We start from the raw sequence: 16,779 nt of genomic DNA, 5'->3' as shown, positions 1-16,779 counted from the left end.
GATGTCTTTTCTGAAAAACCACTCCAAACTGGAGAAAAATGCAACGCTGTTGCTGATCGCCTCGCTGGCTGTCGTGACGGTCGGTGGCATCGTGGAAATCGCACCGCTGTTCTATCTCGAAAACACCATCGAGAAAGTGGAAGGGATGCGCCCCTATTCACCACTGGAGCTGGCGGGACGCGACATCTATGTGCGTGAAGGCTGCTATCTCTGCCACAGTCAGATGATCCGCCCGTTCCGCGACGAAGTGGAACGCTATGGCCATTACAGTCTGGCTGCGGAATCCATGTATGACCATTCGTTCCAGTGGGGTTCGAAGCGTACTGGTCCAGATCTTGCGCGCGTTGGCGGTCGCTATTCGAACGAATGGCATGTGCAGCATCTGGTGCGCCCACGCGACGTGGTGCCGGAATCGGTCATGCCGAATTACGGCTTCCTTCTGGAACGCCCACTCAACATCAACACTATCTCGGCCAACCTTAAGGCCAATATTGCTGTTGGCGTGCCTTACAGCCAGGAAATGGTCGACAATGCACTTGCCGACGTTAAGGCACAGGCAGAACCTGACGCCGATACAACTGCTCTTCTCGAACGCTATCCCAAGGCGAAGGTTGGCGACTTTGACGGCAATCCGCAGGTCATTTCGGAGATGGATGCATTGATTGCCTATCTCCAGATGCTCGGAACGCTCGTTGATTTCTCGACCTACGATCAGTCCCCCAAGGCACGATAAAGCGGAGAACCAGCAATGGATTACAATACCCTGCGCACTTTCGCCGATAGCTGGGGCCTGCTCGCAATGGCTCTGTTCTTTGTCTTCGTAGTGCTCTTTGCTTTCCGTCCCGGAAGCAAGAAGAAAGCCGATGAAGCGAAGGAAATACCGTTCAAGGACGACAAAAATGACTGACAAAAAGATTGATGAAGTCAGTGGCGTAGAAACCACCGGCCATGAATGGGACGGCATTCAGGAACTCGACAATCCAATGCCACGCTGGTGGCTGTGGACATTCTACGCAACCATTTTTTGGGCATTGGCCTATGTCATCGCCTATCCGGCATGGCCCTTGATCTCAAGCTCGACGGCTGGTCTCACCGAGTGGTCGAGCCGTGGCGATTTCTGGAAGGAAAACGCCCAGATCGCGGCTGACCGACAAGGCATCATGGACCAGATCAACGCAAAAGACGTCCATGAGATCATCGCCGATGAAAACCTGCGCCAATATGCGATTGCTGGTGGTGCTGCGGCCTTCCGCGTGAACTGCGTTCAGTGCCACGGCACCGGCGCACAGGGCGCGCCCGGCTATCCCAACCTCAACGATGACGACTGGTTGTGGGGCGGTTCTGTTGACGATATCCTGACAACGATCCGTCATGGTGTGCGGTCGCCCGATGACAGCGAAACCCGCATTTCGGAAATGCCTGCCTTTGCCGACGTGCTTGAGCCAGAACAGGTTCGTGACGTTGCAGCCTATGTGGTGAGCCTTTCGGGTACGCCGCACAATCCTGAAATGGTGCCGGAAGGCAAAAAGGTGTTCGCTGAAAACTGCGCTGTCTGCCATGGCGCGGATGCCAAGGGCCTGCGTGAGTTCGGCGCCCCGAACCTGACAGATGCTATCTGGTTCTATGGTTCGGGCGAAGACGCGGTTGCGAAGCAGGTGGCTCGTCCAAAGCATGGTGTCATGCCCGCTTGGGAAGCGCGTCTGGGGGACGCAACCGTCAAGCAGCTTGCAATCTTCGTCCACTCTCTGGGTGGCGGCGAATGAAAAGAAGGGAGTAAGGCAGTAGGGGAATTAGGGAGTATTTTGGTTGTGAAAGCCCGAAATAACACTCCCACTTTTCGTGCTCTCTTGCTCCCCCCCATTCCCCTTTAACCTCTGAGCTTGCCGAAGGCCCAATGCGGCAGGAGCAAAAAAATGTCAGACGATGTCGAACGCATTGACGTTCAGGCGGTCAATTCCCCCAAGACCCGCCAATCCCTCTACGCGGCGCGGGTGAAGATATTCCCGAAGCGGGTTCAAGGCAATTTCCGCCGCTTCAAATGGATCGTCATGTTCATCACGTTGGGGATCTATTATCTGACGCCGTGGCTACGGTGGGATCGCGGCCCTTATGCCCCGGATCAGGCGGTTCTGATCGATCTTGCCAACCGCCGCTTCTATTTCTTTTTCATCGAGATATGGCCACAGGAATTCTATTATGTGGCGGGTCTGCTCATTATGGCGGGCCTTGGTCTGTTCCTCGTGACCTCTGTCGCGGGCCGCGCATGGTGTGGCTATACCTGCCCGCAGACCGTTTGGGTCGACCTCTATCTCGTCGTCGAACGCGCCATCGAAGGTGACCGCAATGCGCGCATGAAACTCGACAAAGCGCCGTGGAGCTTCGACAAGATCTGGAAACGCGTGACCAAGCACTCGATCTGGTTGCTGATCGGGATTCTGACGGGTGGCGCTTGGATTTTCTATTTTGCTGACGCGCCGACGCTGCTCTCGGATTTTGCAACCGGCCATGCAGCCCCTGTCGCCTATATAACTGTCGCAATCCTGACGGCGACAACCTATGTTTTTGGCGGGCTGATGCGCGAACAGGTCTGCACATATATGTGTCCGTGGCCGCGCATTCAGGCCGCGATGCTGGATGAAAACTCACTCACCGTCACCTATAATGACTGGCGCGGCGAACCACGTTCGCGCCATTCCAAGAAGGCGATTGCTGCAGGTGAAACCGTTGGCGACTGCGTAGACTGCAATGCCTGTGTGGCCGCCTGCCCGATGGGCATCGATATTCGCGACGGCCAGCAGCTCGAATGTATCACCTGCGCATTGTGCATCGATGCCTGCGACAGCGTCATGGACAAGGTCGGCAAGCAGCGCGGCCTCATCTCCTATGCAACACTTGCCGATTACAATTTCAATATGGCGCTTGCCACCAATGATAGTTCAGCGCCGATTAATCCGGCCCGCGTGTATGAAACACCGAACACCCTTTCGGATAGAGTTCAGAAGCTTTCGTGGAAGAAAGTATTGCGTCCGCGCAGCCTGTTCTACCTCATCGTCTGGGCCCTGATCGGGCTTACCCTTATTATCTCGCTTTCCATGCGCCAGCGTATCGGCATCAACGTGCTGCATGATCGCACCCCACAATATGTACTGTTGTCTGATGGTTCCATCCGCAACGGTTATACGGTCAAGCTGCTCAACATGATCCCGACACCGCGTACCTTCCGCCTCTCGATAGAGGGTTTGCCGGGGGCAATGCTGACCGTTCAGGATGAAACCGCCGATGCAGACGGCAATTACGACGTGCCGGTGGAGCCGGACCGTCTGAAGACATTGCGCGTCTTTGTCACCATGCCGCATGATGCGATTACCGATCATCGCAAGGACTATGAAATCGAAGTGCGTGATGCGAGCGGCGCAGAACATGCACGATACAAGGCAACTTTCATGGCACCGGAGGGCAGATAATGTCGATCAAGTCGAAAACCTCAGGCACGTTCACCGGATGGCACATGCTGGGTATCATGTTGGCGTTCTTCGGTGTCATCATCGCCGTGAACATGACGATGGCCTATAAGGCTATGAGCAGCTGGAGCGGCCTTGTCGTGAAAAACACCTATGTCGCCAGTCAGGAATTCAACGACAAGGCGCAGACCGGCAAGGAGCAGGCAGCACTGAACTGGCAATCGAAACCCGCTTATGAAAACGGTGTCTTCACCTGGCGCCTCGCTGGCCATGACGGCAAGGCCGTCGCCATGACCGGCGGCACGGTTGAATTCAAGCGCCCGGTCGGCGATGTGCACGACACCAGGGTTACGCTGACTGTCCGGGAGCCCGGCATACTGACCGCTCCACTGGAACTGGGCGAAGGAGCTTGGATCATGGAAGTCAATGCCGATGCTGGCCTTGAAGACCCTTACCGGCACATCGTCCGCGTTCTGGTGAAGGACGGGAGGATATTATGAGCTGCTGCGTTGAAAATGCACAGATAGCGAGCGTTGTTCAGACTGTCTCGACAGATGAAATGCTGGTCGCAAGTCGTGCGCTTGGAGACGGTTTGCGCCAGCTTGATCTTTCAGTTCCCGGTATTCATTGCGGATTGTGCATCAAGACGATTGAAGAGACGCTCGGCAAGCTGCCCGGCGTTTCTTACGTTCGCGTGAACCTGACTGCCCGGCGTGTTGCCATTCGCTGGAAGGACGGCGAAACACCACCCGATGTCGTGGATCCGCTGCGCCGCCTGGGCTACGAAGCTCATATTTTCGATATGGTTCAGGACAAGGACCCGACCTTCACGCGGCTGCTGATTGCACTTGGCGTTGCAGCCTTTGCATCCAGCAATGTCATGTTGTTATCTGTTGCGGTCTGGTCGGGTGCGGATGCTGCCACCCGTGATATGTTCCACTGGATTTCCGGTCTTATCGCGTTGCCGACACTCATTTACTCGGGCCGGATTTTTTATGTTTCTGCGTGGAACGCTTTGCGGACCCGGCGCGTGAACATGGATGTGCCAATTGCGCTCGCTATTTCGCTCGCTTTTGGCATGAGCGTTTATGAAACGCTCAACCATGGCCAGCACGCCTATTTCGACGCCTCGGTCACGCTTCTGTTCTTCCTGCTGATCGGTCGTACGCTCGATTATCTGATGCGCACACGCGCACGCTCTGCCGTACGGGGTCTCGCACAATTGAGTCCTCGCGGCGCGGTGGTAATCGGCGACAATGACGAGCGCAACTATCTGCCAGTCAATGAAATTCGTCCCGGAATGCGCATCATCCTTGCAGCCGGTGAGCGTGTTCCTGTTGACGCCAAAGTGGAAGATGGCCGCTCTGAACTCGACTGCGCCATTGCATCGGGTGAAAGCGATGCCGTGCCCGTCGGCCCTGGCTCGGATATTCGTGCTGGCACCATGAACCTCTCAGCACCACTGATTATTTGCGCCACGGCGGAAGCCAAAAACTCTTTCCTTGCCGAAATGGTGCGTCTGATGGATGTCGCCGAAGGCGGTCGCGCCTATTATCGCCGTCTCGCTGATCGGGCATCGGAACTTTATGTGCCGATGGTGCACACAATTGCCTTCGCGGCCTTTGTCGGCTGGATGATCTATACCGGCGGCGACTGGTATCGCTCGATCTATATAGCGATCTGCACCCTCATCATCACCTGCCCCTGTGCGCTGGCGCTTGCAGTCCCCATCGTTCAGGTGGTTGCAGCGCGACGCCTGTTTGAAAACGGCATCATGATCAAAGACGGCTCGGCCATGGAACGTATGGCGGAAGTCGATACGGCGGTCTTCGACAAGACCGGCACTTTGACACTCGGCCAGCCACGCCTGATCGGCTTTGATGCAATCAATCCGAACCATCTCGAGATTGCATCCGAACTATCGCTTTATTCGCGCCATCCATTATCGCGGGCACTCGCACTGTTCTCCCGCGCAAAGCCTATGACCGCCTTTTCCCGTATCGAGGAAGTGCCGGGCGCAGGTATCGAAGCCGAACTTGATGGTACAACGTATCGACTGGGAAAGCGTGACTGGGCGGACAGCAATGCTCATACTATCCCTAATGATGCTCCAGAGACCTGTCTTTCCATAAATGGCAAGCTGGTTGAAACCTTCCGTTTTGAAGATCAGCCACGCGAAGATGCGCTCGCTGCAATCGGTGCGCTGAAACGCAGTGGTCTGAAGCTCGGCATCATTTCCGGCGACAGACTGCCTGCCGTGCAAAAGCTTGCAGGCTATCTCGGCATAGACAATTTCCGGGCGGAGGTTCTGCCAGCAGACAAGTCCAAGCTGGTGCAGGAAATTTCCAGCGAAGGCCGCAAGGTGCTGATGGTCGGCGACGGATTGAACGACGCTCCGGCCCTTGTCGCTGCCCATGTTTCCATGGCTCCGGCAACCGCTGCTGATATTGGCCGAAACGCTGCCGATTTCGTTTTCCTGCGTGAAAGCCTGTCTGCCGTGCCGATGGCATTTGCCGTATCAAAAGAAGCAGGCCGTTTGATCAGTCAGAACTTTGCGCTTTCCATCGGCTATAATATCATTGCTGTGCCGATTGCAATTTTCGGCTATGTGACGCCACTGGTGGCAGCACTTTCAATGTCGCTGTCGTCGATTGTGGTTGTGAGCAATGCAATGCGATTGCGGGCCGGAAAACAAAAACAGCCGATGCGGACCACTCTCACATCGACTGCGGTTTTGAAGGAAGCGCACAAATGAGCGGACTTCTTTTCCTTATTCCCATCGCGCTGGGCCTGGGTGTTCTGGGCCTTGCAGGCTTTCTATGGTCATTGAAAAACGGCCAGTATGAAGATCTGGACGGAGCCGCAAACCGCATCTTGATTGACGACGACCGCTTGCCAGCGAAGAAGGATGAATCGTTATAACAGAATCGTTCTTGGGCGCCCTTGAATCGTTATAACAATACACCCGCCCGCGGCGCGATGGCTCGCTGAAATCTTATCTTATTGTGTTATGAGAATAGCTCGCAGATCATTGACGTTGGTGCCGGTTGGGCCGGGTACGAAGAGATCGCCGATGACATCAAAAGCGGTCCATGCATCATTGGCGTTGAGCCGCGCCGCACCATCCTCGCCCGCCTTTTGCAGACGCGAAACAGTCGAGCCATCGGCAAAGGCACCTGCATTGTCTTCCGAACCGTCAATGCCATCCGTATCAGCCGCCAACGCATGAATATTCGCATAGCCATCAATGTCGAGCGCAAAGGACAGCAAGAATTCGCTGTTGCGTCCGCCCTTGCCGCCCTTGGCGCGAATGGTGACGGTCGTTTCGCCACCTGACAAAATAACCACCGGCTTCTTGAACGGGCGATCACGATCAGCCACTTCGCGGGCAATCGCCGCATGAACATGCGCCACTTCCCGCGCCTCACCCTCCATAGAATCAGACAGAATAACCGCCTCGACCCCATGCCGCTCCGCTTCTTTGACTGCCGCCTCCAGCGAAACGGCAGCGGAAGCAATGACACGCACTTCATTCCCCTCAAAAACCGCGTCATCCGGCTTCGGTGCATGGGCAGCGTCGCTCTTGAGATGGGCAAGTGCTGCCTCTGGGAGATCGAGCCGATAGCGTTCGATAATTTTCAAAGCATCATCGCGATTTGTCTGGTCCGGCACAGTCGGGCCGGAAGCCACGAAAGCCGGATTGTCGCCCGGAATATCTGAAACCACCAACGAGAAGACTCTTGCCGGATGGGCGCACGCCGCAAGCCTTCCGCCCTTGATCGTCGAGAGATGTTTTCGCACAGCATTCATGGCCGAGATTGGCGCACCCGATGCCAGCAGCACCTTGTTGACCGCGATCTCGTCCTCAAGTGTCAGTCCTTCAGGTGGCGACGGCAGCAAAGCCGAACCGCCACCCGAAATGAGTGCGACGACAAGATCGTCCTCGGTGAGGCCCGACACCGCATCGAACAACCGCTTTGACGCGGCTAGACCGGCATCATCGGGAACCGGATGCGATGCTTCGATGATTTCGATGCTTTTGCAAGCTGTACCATAACCATAGCGCGTAACCACAACACCTTCCAGCGGTGCGTCCCATGCCCGCTCGAAGGCGGCCGCCATCTGTGCCGACCCCTTGCCCGCACCAATCACGATCGTCCGGCCCTTGGGCTTTTGCGGCAGATTGGCGCGGATCACCAGTTCGGGATCAGCAGCGGCAACAGCCGCGTCGAACAGACTGATGAGAAACTTTCTTGGATCCGTAATCGCAGGCATGAAATTCCCGTTATTGCTTATTGTTTAGCCGCACTATTTCCTTCCATGCGGAGAAAATCAATCAGGCAACATCGTGATTTGCCATGCGTTCCAGCGCACGCACCAGCCCGGAGTGATCCAAGCCATCATCGCCATGCGCCGCACAGGAATTGAACAGTTCCTGTGCCGTCGCGGTATTCGGCAGCGAGACACCGAGCGCCTTTGCGCCTTGCAGTGCAAGGTTCAGGTCCTTCTGGTGCAGCGAGATGCGGAAGCCCGGATCGAAACTACGCTTGATCATGCGTTCGCCGTGCACTTCGAGAATGCGAGACGATGCAAAGCCGCCCATCAGCGCCTCGCGCACCTTTGCCGGGTCAGCGCCCGCTTTGGAAGCGAAAACCAGAGCTTCAGCCACGGCTTCAATATTGAGTGCGACGATGATCTGATTGGCGACTTTGGTGGTCTGACCATCACCGCAATCGCCCACAAGCGTAATGTTTTTACCCATGAGTTTGAGCAGCGGCAGTGCCCTGTCAAAAGCGTCCTGCGCCCCGCCTGCCATAATGGAAAGGCTGGCATTCTTCGCTCCGACTTCGCCACCCGACACTGGCGCGTCGATATATTCGGCACCGGTTGCGCGGACTTTCTTGGCAAACAGCTTGGTTTCTATCGGCGAAATCGAGCTCATATCGATGAGCGTCTTTCCCTCGCCCAAGCCTTCCGCGACACCATTTTCGCCAAACAGAACGTCGGCTACCTGTGGCGTATCCGGCAGCATGAGAATGATGGTTTCACATTCGTGAGCGACAGCTTTAGGTGTTTCAAGAACGGTCAGTCCCGCATCCAGCAAATCTTTATGTGGGGGTTTTATGTGCTTTGAGGTGAAAAGCTCGTGGCCCGCATTCTGCAAATGCTGCGCCATGGGTTTGCCCATAATTCCCAGCCCGATAAAGCCAATTTTAGCCATGACAAATCTCCTTAAGCGATAAGCCGTTCGGCTTCGTAGTTTTTGAACCAGACCAGACCTTCCTCGGTGGTGGTTTTCGGCTTGTACTCACAGCCGATCCAGCCCTTGTATCCGGCGTTCTTCAGTGCTTCGAACACGTTCGGATAATTGATCTCGCCCGTGCCCGGCTCATTGCGACCCGGATTGTCGGCAAGCTGCACATGCGCGATCAGCGGCTTATAACGCTCATAAGTGGCAATGAGCTCGCCGCGCGTGCGCTGCTGATGGTAGAGGTCGTACTGGATAAAAAGGTTGTTGCTGCCCACTTCATCAATGATCGAAACCGCCTGTTCAACCGTATTGAGATAAAAGCCGGGAATGTCGTAGTGGTTGATCGGTTCGATCAGCAGGCGAATGCCGTGTTTGCCCAGTTCCTTTGCGGCAAGCCGCAGATTGCTCACGAAAGTCGCGCGCAACGCATCAGGATCCACGCCCTGCGGCACAATTCCCGCCAGGCAATTGACCTGCGAGCAGTTCAGTGTTGTCGCGTAATCAATCGCGTCTGCAACGCCACGGCGAAACTCATCAATACGATCCGGCAAGACCGCAATGCCACGCTCGCCGCCAGCCCAGTTGCCCGCAGGCAGATTGTGCAGGATCTGCGCCAGATTGTGTTTGTTCAGCGCCGCTTTTAACTCATGGCGGTTGAACTCATAGGGAAACAGATATTCAACCCCGGTGAACCCGGCCTTTGCGGCCAGTGCAAAGCGCTCCATAAACGGCACTTCATTAAAAAGCATGGTCAGATTGGCTGCAAATCTTGGCATTTCCGCCTCCTCCAAAATTAATCTAAAAGCATTGCAATCGCGGTCGGTGCATCGTCGCCACGCTCGGCCAGTTCCTCAAACTCAACCACCTGATCGATGTCTGCTCCCATAGAGATATTGGTGACACGTTCCAGAATGAATTCAAGCACAACCGGCACCTGATGTTCTTCCATCAGCGCTTTTGCCTGTTCGAAACTCTCAGCAAACTGGTTCGGGCTTCGCACACGGATCGCCTTGCAGCCCAGCCCTTCGGCAACTGCCACATGATCAACGCCATATCCCTTCTCGGCATCGCCCGATGCATTGATGTTATCGAAAGCAAGACTGACTTCGAAGTCCATATTGAAACCACGTTGCGCCTGCCGGATGAGGCCGAGATAGGAATTGTTCACGACAACATGAATGTAAGGCAGCTTATGCTGTGCGCCGACCGCCAGTTCCTCAATCATGAACTGGAAATCATAATCGCCGGAAAGTGCGACAATCGGGCGGTCAGGATCAGCCGCGCGGACGCCGAGCGCGGCAGGCAGTGTCCAGCCCAAGGGGCCAGCCTGACCGCAATTGATCCAGTTGCGCGGGCGATAAACATGCAGGAACTGCGCGCCTGCGATCTGGCTAAGACCAATGGTCGTCACATAGCAGGTATCGCGGCCGAACGCCTTGTTCATCTCCTCATAAACACGCTGGGGTTTCAGTGGTGTCTGGTCGAAATGCGTCTTGCGCAACATGGTCTTCTTGCGTGTCGCACATTCACTGGCCCAATCCGACCAGTCGCGCAGCTTGCCGGCAGACTTCCATTCCGTTGCAACGTCCAGCAGCAGTTTCAACGCCTTGCCCGCATCCGAAACGATACCGAAATCGGGTGCAAAGACACGACCGATCTGGGTCGGTTCAATGTCGATATGAATGAACTTGCGATCCTTTTTATAGGTATCGACATTACCGGTATGACGGTTGGCCCAGCGATTGCCAATGCCGATAACCATATCAGCAGCAAGTAACGTGGCATTGCCATAACGATGCGAGGTCTGGAGGCCGCACATGCCCGCCATCAGGCGATGATCATCAGGGATGACACCCCAGCCCATCAGCGTTGGAATAACCGGAATGCCGGTGATTTCAGCAAATTCGACCAGAAGATCGGAGGCATCGGCATTGATGATGCCTCCACCTGCAACAATTAGCGGGTGTTCCGCCTCATTGAGCATAGCAATGGCCTTTTCGGCCTGTGCCCGTGTTGCCGTCGGCTTGTAAGCCTCCATCGGCTGATAGGTATCTATGTCGAACTCGATTTCGGCGAGCTGGACATCAATCGGCAGATCGATCAGCACCGGGCCGGGACGACCCGACTTCATGATATGAAATGCCTTCTGGAAAACAAAAGGTACCAGTGCTGGCTCCATGACCGTAACCGCCCATTTGGTGACGGGAGCCGCTATCTTGGCAATATCGACTGCCTGAAAATCCTCTTTATCGAGGCGCGCGCGCGGAGCTTGGCCTGTAACGCAAAGGATTGGGATAGAATCGGCAGATGCCGAATAGAGACCGGTGATCATGTCCGTCCCGGCTGGGCCGGATGTGCCGATGCACAGGCCAATATTGCCATGCTTTGCACGGGTGTAGCCCTCGGCCATATGCGACGCACCTTCGACGTGACGCGCCAGTATGTGGCGGATAGAACCCCGCGCCTTCATGGCAGAGTAAAATGGGTTGATCGCAGCGCCCGGCACACCAAAAGCGCAATTGATCCCTTCCTTCTCCAGCACAAGCACGGCTGCATCGACTGCACGCATTCTTGCCATGACGGCACCCTCCTATGGAATAAATCTCCATTTACAGATGCTATATAAAAATAATGGAAATGCATACCATTATGTGGAAATAAAGATCTTCAACGGAATGGAGATAATCACCACGCCCTTTCCCAGTGCATGAGGATAAGATATTGATGAAAAAGCAGGGAATCGGAGGTGGCTCATGGAACAGGCAAAAGCAAAGCGGGGCCGCAAGGCAGCGGAAAACGCTGCGCCCTCGTCTGTGCAGGTACTGGACCGAAGCCTGAAGCTGCTGGCATTGATCGCCGAGAATGATGGTTCAACACTGACCGACCTTGCCGATGAGAGTGGCATGGCGCCCTCCACCGTGCACCGCCTTCTATCATCGCTGGCAAATCATGGTATGGTTTCCCACGATCTGGAAAGCGGAGACTGGACCATCGGCGTCAAGGCTTTTGAAATTGGCAATGCCTTTCGCCGCTTCCGCAAGCTTGGCACATTGGCGCGGCCCTATCTCAAGACATTGATGGAAACGAGCGGCGAGACCGCCAATATTGGCATTGAGGATGGTGGGGACGTGGTGTTCATCTCGCAGATCGAAAGCCATGCGCCGATGCGCGCCTTTTTCCGGCCCGGACGGCGGGGGCCAATCCACGCGTCCGGTATCGGCAAGGCTGTTCTGTCCACGTGGTCGGATACGGAAATCGCACGCACGCTTTCAGGCAGAACGCTTGAGCATTTCACACAGCGCACGCTCGACAACTTGCCCGCGTTATTGAAAGACATTCAGGCAACCCGGATGCGCGGCTGGTCAATTGACGATGAAGAGCACACGCTTGGCATGTGCTGCATCGCCGCGCCCATATTCAACGAATATGGCGAAGCAATTGCCGGCATTTCTGTTTCAGGTCCTGCTGTTCGTATGCCCAAGGAGAAGCACGAAGAACTTGGGCCGCTGATCCGTGCAACAGCCGATGAGCTGACCCATGCCATGGGTGGCAAGCGCCCGGAAGAGTTTTAAAAGACCCGCAGCGGATTGCTCCGCTACGGGGCATCCTCCTCCAAGGATTGATTATCAGGCGAGTCCAGCCTTCAATGGCTTGCCAGCTATATATGTCTCCACAATCGCCCGGTCATCACCCAGAGTTTGCAACAGAAACAATTCCTGCTCAAGCGTGGCGCCGGCTGCCATGCGCAGGCGCATCGGCGATGTGGCGGATGAATCCAGCACCACAATATCGGCTTCCGTGCCCTCGTCGAGCGTACCGATCCTATCTTCCATCGACAGTGCGCGGGCATTGCCGAGCGTCATCATGTAGAAGGACTGGAACGGGTTCAGACGCTGCTCACGCAGTTGCAGGATTTTGTAGCCCTCGTCCATGGTGCGCAGCATGGAGAAGCTGGTGCCGCCGCCAACATCGGTGGCCACCGCCATGCGCACGCCCGCTGCCTGCAACCGGTCGCGATCGAAGAGCCCCGAACCGAGGAACAGGTTCGAGGTCGGGCAGAAAACCGCAACTGAGCCGGTTTCCGCCATGACCGCCACTTCGCGCTCTTCAAGATGGATGGAATGACCGAGCAGCGTCTTTTGGCCCAGAAGGCCGTAATGTTCGTAGATGCCAAGATAATCCGGCGCTTGCGGGTAAAGCGACTTTGTGAAGGTGATTTCTTCGTGATTTTCCGAAAGATGTGTCTGGATGAAGCATTCCGGGTGTTCGCGCGCAAGCGCGTGACTCGCTTCCAACTGTCCAGGCGTTGATGTGATGGCAAAGCGCGGCGTAATCACATAGTCAAGGCGACCCTTGCCCTGCCAGCGCGCGATGAGCGCCTTTGAATCGTCATAACCAGACTGGACCGTATCGCAGAGCGCGGGCGGTGCATTGCGATCCATCATAACCTTGCCGCCAAGCATACGCATGTTGCGATGCTGCGAAGCACGGAAATAAGCATCGACGCTCTGCGGATGCACGGAGCAATAAGCAACCGCCGTTGTGGTACCGTGACGGATCAGCTCGTCAAGAAAGCGCTCCGCAATGAACTCGGCATGCTGCTCATCGGCAAATTTCTGCTCTGCCACGAATGTATAGGTGTTGAGCCACTCGAGAAGATTGGCCGCATAAGATGCAATAACCTGCGACTGCGGATAATGGATATGCGTATCAATGAAACCGGGCAGAATGAGGTGCGGGCGGTGGTCAGCAACGGTTACGTCGCTTCCAGCCTCGACGCTGACCGCGGCATAGGTTCCAAGACGCAGGATATGGCCACCTTCGACCAGAACAGCACCGTCTTCAATGTAGCGATAGGCGGCATTGTCCTCGAGGCTCTGCGGCTCGTCACGGAAAGTCAGCACGCGGCCGCGGATCAGAAGCTTGGTCATTTTCGTGGTGGTCCTTATTTCGGGCCTTGCGTGGCAGACTGGTACCAGGAAGCGAGAAGCTGACGCTCTTCCGCGCTCACGCCGGTGACATTGGCTGGCGGCATGGCATGAGAACGACCTGCCTGCAAATAGATTTCACGCGCATGAGCTGCGATATCCCGATCGGTTTCCAGAACGACGCCCTTGGGCGGCGCGATAATGCCTTCCCAGCCAGGCTCCTTGGCGTGACACATGGCGCAGCGCCCAAGAACGGTATCCCGCACTTTTTCAAAGTGCGGGTCCGAGATGAAAGATTGCTGCAATGCCGAAACCTTCTGCTCCTCCGGCTCACCGGTCAGAACCTTCGGCACTGTCGAGAGCCAAATGATGATGATGAACAGGATCACCGTTACCAACCAGGTCCAGGTCGGGCTGCCCTTGCGGGCGTGCTGTGTGTTGAACCAGTGGCGGATGGTAACGCCCATCAGGAACACCAGCGAAGCGATGATCCAGTTGAACTCGGTTCCGAAAGCCAGCGGATAGTGGTTTGACAGCATCAGGAACAGGACCGGCAGCGTCAAATAGTTGTTATGCGTCGAACGCTGCTTGGCAATCTTGCCGTATTTCGGATCCGGCTTGCGGCCTGCAATCAAATCCGCCACCACGATTTTCTGGTTTGGAATAATGATCATGAAAACGTTGGCGGACATGATCGTCGCGGTGAAAGCGCCAAGGTGCAGAAAGGCGGCGCGTCCGGTGAACAGGTGCGTGTAGCCCCATGCAACAAACACAAGCACGACATAGAGCATGATCATCAGGAGCGTATCGCTCTTGCCGAGCATGAGCTTGCAGATCGTGTTGTAGGCGATCCAGCCGAAAGCCAGCGAAGCAATCGAGATGCCGATAGCAACCGGGCGGGAAACGTCGAGAACATTCGGATCGATAAGGTAGAGATCGGCTCCGGCGTAATAAACGATACAGAGCAGTGTGAAACCCGACAACCAGGTAGCGTAGGATTCCCATTTGAACCAGGTCAGGTGCTCTGGCATTTCAGCCGGTGCCACCAGATATTTCTGGATATGATAGAAACCACCGCCATGGACCTGCCATTCCTCACCATGCGCACCTTGCGGTAAGCCTGGACGCTGGCGCAAGCCCAGATCGAGCGCAATGAAGTAAAAGGACGAGCCGATCCACGCAATCGCGGTAATCACATGCAGCCACCGCGCTGCGAAGCCCAGCCAGTCCCAGGCTACGGCAAAATCATACATCAGGCACTCCCATTTCTTAGCCCATTTCTTGGGCCAATTCTTAGCCCATTGTTCGTTGTTGTATTATGTGCCAAAGGAATCAAGTTGAGGGAACGTCACATCACGACCAGCACTTTCAAAAAAATCTAGACAATCGTGGAGGCGACGTATGTCATATCTTGATAATCTGCGCGTTTTTGTGCGTGTTGTCGAATTGGGAAATCTATCTGCAGCGGGCCGCGACCAGCGCGCATCGCCGGCAGTTGCAAGCAATCGAATCAAGGAGTTGGAGAAACACCTGGGGGTCAGGCTCTTCAACCGGACGACGCGCAAGCTCACGCCGACCGAACATGGTCGCGTATTCTATGACGGTGCACTGAAGATCCTCGAAGCCGTTGATGAAGCAGAAGCTGCCGTCGCGGAACTGGCGAAAAATCCGAAAGGATCGATTCGCATTACCGCCCCGCTTGGTTTCGGAAGGCGACTGATCGCATCAGGAATACCGGAGTTTCACGACAAATATCCTGACATCGAAGTGCGGCTTCGCCTGTCCGATCATGAAGTCGATATCATGAGCGAAGGCGTGGATGTGGCTTTCAAACTTGGCGTTCTTGAGAACTCGAACCTTCGTATGCGCGGCATCATGAATTGCGAGCGTGTGATCTGTGCCGCACCTGAATATCTCGAAAAGCATGGCACCCCGCAGTCACCGGATGAACTGCTGGGCGACAAGCACGATTGTCTTCTGCTGCGTTTTCCCGGATCGAAAGAGTATTATTGGTCGCTGCAAACAGCCGAGGGTCTGCGCAAGTTTGAAGTCACCGGCCCATACGACTCCGACGATGGCGACGTATTAACGCAATGGGCACTCGGCGGGCGTGGCATCATCAACAAGCCGCTGTTTGAAGTGAAAGAATATATCCGCAACGGACGGCTGATTCCCATCCTCGAAAGCACACCGCCTGCATCAATCCAGTTGGCCGCGATCTATCCGCATAAACGTTTTCAAGATCCGAAAGTCCGTCTCATCATTGATTTCATGACCGAACGTTGTCAGCGGCAGATCAAGGAATTGCTGACTTGAGATACAGCGCCCGCGGTGGAATTAAGTACAGCGGTTAAAACCTCAGCCGCAGCCAATGCGGCAATGACTTCCGGCCGTTTGTCTTTCACGACCGAGCCTCCAACCGGGCAAACAAGGTTCTCAAATAAATCATCGCCGCCAAATTCGCGTTTCAGCCAATTTTTGAAAGTAGCTTTCTTGGTCTTCGAGCCGATCATGCCGACATAGGCGGCATCGCGACGCTGCAAAGCTTCGGCTGCGATCAGAAAATCAAGCGCATGATCGTGGGTAAGCACGATAAATGCGCTTCCCGGCGGGGCCGAACGCACCACCTGTTCCGGCATGGCTGCAAGGCAGGTCTCCACACCCGGCGCATTGACCGCCATGAGTTCCGCCTCACGCGTATCCACCAAAGTGACCCGCACTGGCGTAAGCGACAGCGCATAGGCCATAGCATCGCCGACATGACCCGCGCCAAAAACATAGACATGTGGACGGGATGAGATTTCAGTATCAACCTTCGCGGTCAGTTCTTCGGCCAATCCGCGATTGGCGCGCCGGAAGCTCAGCCCTACCCGTCCGCCACAGCATTGGCCGATCTCTGGTCCAAGCGGTATGTCCATCGGTGAATCTTTGCCACCAGCCAAGATTTTTCGAGCATGGTCGATCGCCATAAATTCGAGCTGCCCACCACCAATGGTGCGGAAGATCATATCACGCGCAACGAGCATCCAGGCACCCGCATCGCGCGGTGCCGAGCCTCTCACATCAGAGACTTCAACCAGAACGCAGTCAGGGCGACGGTTTAAAAAAGCCCGAATATCGTCCCGCCTGCTCGACATAT

Annotated in this window: 16 protein-coding genes; 9 read left to right on the top strand and 7 right to left on the bottom strand. The window is 55.5% G+C overall.

Annotation, left to right across the window (positions count from 1 at the left end):
- Position 1: 1 nt before the first annotated feature.
- The 7 genes from ccoO to ccoS all read left to right on the top strand — a co-directional run bounded on the left by ccoO (position 2) and on the right by ccoS (position 6,383).
- Complete coding sequence (ccoO, locus tag FJQ48_RS01420; RefSeq protein ID WP_139973435.1) at positions 2 to 733, top strand: cytochrome-c oxidase, cbb3-type subunit II; 732 nt, start codon at positions 2 to 4, stop codon at positions 731 to 733.
- A gap of 15 nt (positions 734 to 748) precedes the next feature.
- Positions 749 to 907, top strand: a complete 159-nt coding sequence (locus FJQ48_RS01415; protein WP_139973434.1) for a cbb3-type cytochrome c oxidase subunit 3 — start codon at positions 749 to 751, stop codon at positions 905 to 907.
- Entirely contained in the window at positions 900 to 1,763 is an 864-nt protein-coding gene (ccoP, locus tag FJQ48_RS01410) for a cytochrome-c oxidase, cbb3-type subunit III (protein WP_139973433.1), read from the top strand. Before FJQ48_RS01415 ends, ccoP begins: the two co-directional genes overlap by 8 nt.
- 150 nt (positions 1,764 to 1,913) lie before the next feature.
- Positions 1,914 to 3,464, top strand: a complete 1,551-nt coding sequence (ccoG, locus tag FJQ48_RS01405; RefSeq protein ID WP_139973432.1) for a cytochrome c oxidase accessory protein CcoG — start codon at positions 1,914 to 1,916, stop codon at positions 3,462 to 3,464.
- The gene (locus tag FJQ48_RS01400) at positions 3,464 to 3,961 is read left to right on the top strand and encodes a FixH family protein (RefSeq protein WP_139973431.1); all 498 of its coding nucleotides are present in this window, start codon (positions 3,464 to 3,466) and stop codon (positions 3,959 to 3,961) included. The genes ccoG and FJQ48_RS01400 overlap by 1 nt, the downstream gene beginning before the upstream one ends.
- The gene (locus FJQ48_RS01395; RefSeq protein WP_139973430.1) at positions 3,958 to 6,216 is read left to right on the top strand and encodes a cation-translocating P-type ATPase; all 2,259 of its coding nucleotides are present in this window, start codon (positions 3,958 to 3,960) and stop codon (positions 6,214 to 6,216) included. Before FJQ48_RS01400 ends, FJQ48_RS01395 begins: the two co-directional genes overlap by 4 nt.
- Positions 6,213 to 6,383 carry a cbb3-type cytochrome oxidase assembly protein CcoS gene (ccoS, locus tag FJQ48_RS01390; RefSeq protein WP_139973429.1) on the top strand — a complete coding sequence of 57 codons (171 nt, stop codon included), beginning with the start codon at positions 6,213 to 6,215 and terminating at the stop codon, positions 6,381 to 6,383. Before FJQ48_RS01395 ends, ccoS begins: the two co-directional genes overlap by 4 nt.
- Positions 6,384 to 6,461: 78 nt before the next feature.
- On the opposite strand, the gene FJQ48_RS01385 is transcribed toward ccoS, so the two are convergent.
- From FJQ48_RS01385 to gcl, 4 genes are all read right to left on the bottom strand, one after another.
- Entirely contained in the window at positions 6,462 to 7,736 is a 1,275-nt protein-coding gene (locus tag FJQ48_RS01385) for a glycerate kinase (RefSeq protein WP_139973428.1), read from the bottom strand.
- Positions 7,737 to 7,797: 61 nt separating this feature from the next.
- Complete coding sequence (locus tag FJQ48_RS01380) at positions 7,798 to 8,682, bottom strand: 2-hydroxy-3-oxopropionate reductase (RefSeq protein ID WP_139973427.1); 885 nt, start codon at positions 8,680 to 8,682, stop codon at positions 7,798 to 7,800.
- An 11-nt stretch (positions 8,683 to 8,693) separates the two neighbouring features.
- Positions 8,694 to 9,488: a hydroxypyruvate isomerase gene (gene hyi, locus FJQ48_RS01375; RefSeq protein WP_139973426.1), complete on the bottom strand. Its 795-nt coding sequence runs from the start codon at positions 9,486 to 9,488 to the stop codon at positions 8,694 to 8,696.
- Positions 9,489 to 9,505: 17 nt separating this feature from the next.
- Positions 9,506 to 11,290, bottom strand: coding sequence for a glyoxylate carboligase (gene gcl / locus FJQ48_RS01370; RefSeq protein ID WP_139973425.1), 1,785 nt, complete (start codon positions 11,288 to 11,290; stop codon positions 9,506 to 9,508).
- Positions 11,291 to 11,465: 175 nt separating this feature from the next.
- Here gcl and FJQ48_RS01365 point away from each other — a divergent pair, with 175 nt between their 5' ends.
- Positions 11,466 to 12,284: an IclR family transcriptional regulator gene (locus FJQ48_RS01365; protein WP_139973424.1), complete on the top strand. Its 819-nt coding sequence runs from the start codon at positions 11,466 to 11,468 to the stop codon at positions 12,282 to 12,284.
- 54 nt (positions 12,285 to 12,338) lie between these two features.
- Here the strand turns inward: FJQ48_RS01365 and guaD are convergent, their stop codons facing one another.
- Positions 12,339 to 13,643 carry a guanine deaminase gene (gene guaD / locus FJQ48_RS01360; protein ID WP_139973423.1) on the bottom strand — a complete coding sequence of 435 codons (1,305 nt, stop codon included), beginning with the start codon at positions 13,641 to 13,643 and terminating at the stop codon, positions 12,339 to 12,341.
- Positions 13,644 to 13,657: 14 nt separating this feature from the next.
- Positions 13,658 to 14,893 (bottom strand): urate hydroxylase PuuD, encoded by a 1,236-nt coding sequence (locus FJQ48_RS01355; protein ID WP_139973422.1) that lies wholly within the window; start codon positions 14,891 to 14,893, stop codon positions 13,658 to 13,660.
- Between the two features lie 148 nt (positions 14,894 to 15,041).
- On the opposite strand from FJQ48_RS01355, the gene FJQ48_RS01350 reads away from it, so the two are divergent.
- Positions 15,042 to 15,956 (top strand): LysR family transcriptional regulator, encoded by a 915-nt coding sequence (locus tag FJQ48_RS01350; RefSeq protein ID WP_139973421.1) that lies wholly within the window; start codon positions 15,042 to 15,044, stop codon positions 15,954 to 15,956.
- On the opposite strand, the gene xdhC is transcribed toward FJQ48_RS01350, so the two are convergent.
- Positions 15,926 to 16,777: a xanthine dehydrogenase accessory protein XdhC gene (xdhC, locus tag FJQ48_RS01345; protein ID WP_139973420.1), complete on the bottom strand. Its 852-nt coding sequence runs from the start codon at positions 16,775 to 16,777 to the stop codon at positions 15,926 to 15,928. The genes FJQ48_RS01350 and xdhC overlap by 31 nt on opposite strands.
- Positions 16,778 to 16,779: the final 2 nt, after the last annotated feature.

The organism is Ochrobactrum sp. CGA5 (assembly GCF_006345815.1).
Classification (GTDB): Bacteria; Pseudomonadota; Alphaproteobacteria; order Rhizobiales; family Rhizobiaceae; genus Brucella.
Note: the sequence above shows the minus strand (reverse complement) of the source record. Positions and strands in the feature narration are given on the sequence as shown.

Coding starts and splice junctions, on each gene's coding strand:
- ccoO (WP_139973435.1), top strand. CDS start 2: ATGTCTTTTCTGAAAAACCACTCCAAACTGGAGAAAAATGCAACGCTG.
- FJQ48_RS01415 (WP_139973434.1), top strand. CDS start 749: ATGGATTACAATACCCTGCGCACTTTCGCCGATAGCTGGGGCCTGCTC.
- ccoP (WP_139973433.1), top strand. CDS start 900: ATGACTGACAAAAAGATTGATGAAGTCAGTGGCGTAGAAACCACCGGC.
- ccoG (WP_139973432.1), top strand. CDS start 1,914: ATGTCAGACGATGTCGAACGCATTGACGTTCAGGCGGTCAATTCCCCC.
- FJQ48_RS01400 (WP_139973431.1), top strand. CDS start 3,464: ATGTCGATCAAGTCGAAAACCTCAGGCACGTTCACCGGATGGCACATG.
- FJQ48_RS01395 (WP_139973430.1), top strand. CDS start 3,958: ATGAGCTGCTGCGTTGAAAATGCACAGATAGCGAGCGTTGTTCAGACT.
- ccoS (WP_139973429.1), top strand. CDS start 6,213: ATGAGCGGACTTCTTTTCCTTATTCCCATCGCGCTGGGCCTGGGTGTT.
- FJQ48_RS01385 (WP_139973428.1), bottom strand. CDS start 7,736: ATGCCTGCGATTACGGATCCAAGAAAGTTTCTCATCAGTCTGTTCGAC.
- FJQ48_RS01380 (WP_139973427.1), bottom strand. CDS start 8,682: ATGGCTAAAATTGGCTTTATCGGGCTGGGAATTATGGGCAAACCCATG.
- hyi (WP_139973426.1), bottom strand. CDS start 9,488: ATGCCAAGATTTGCAGCCAATCTGACCATGCTTTTTAATGAAGTGCCG.
- gcl (WP_139973425.1), bottom strand. CDS start 11,290: ATGGCAAGAATGCGTGCAGTCGATGCAGCCGTGCTTGTGCTGGAGAAG.
- FJQ48_RS01365 (WP_139973424.1), top strand. CDS start 11,466: ATGGAACAGGCAAAAGCAAAGCGGGGCCGCAAGGCAGCGGAAAACGCT.
- guaD (WP_139973423.1), bottom strand. CDS start 13,643: ATGACCAAGCTTCTGATCCGCGGCCGCGTGCTGACTTTCCGTGACGAG.
- FJQ48_RS01355 (WP_139973422.1), bottom strand. CDS start 14,893: ATGTATGATTTTGCCGTAGCCTGGGACTGGCTGGGCTTCGCAGCGCGG.
- FJQ48_RS01350 (WP_139973421.1), top strand. CDS start 15,042: ATGTCATATCTTGATAATCTGCGCGTTTTTGTGCGTGTTGTCGAATTG.
- xdhC (WP_139973420.1), bottom strand. CDS start 16,777: ATGTCGAGCAGGCGGGACGATATTCGGGCTTTTTTAAACCGTCGCCCT.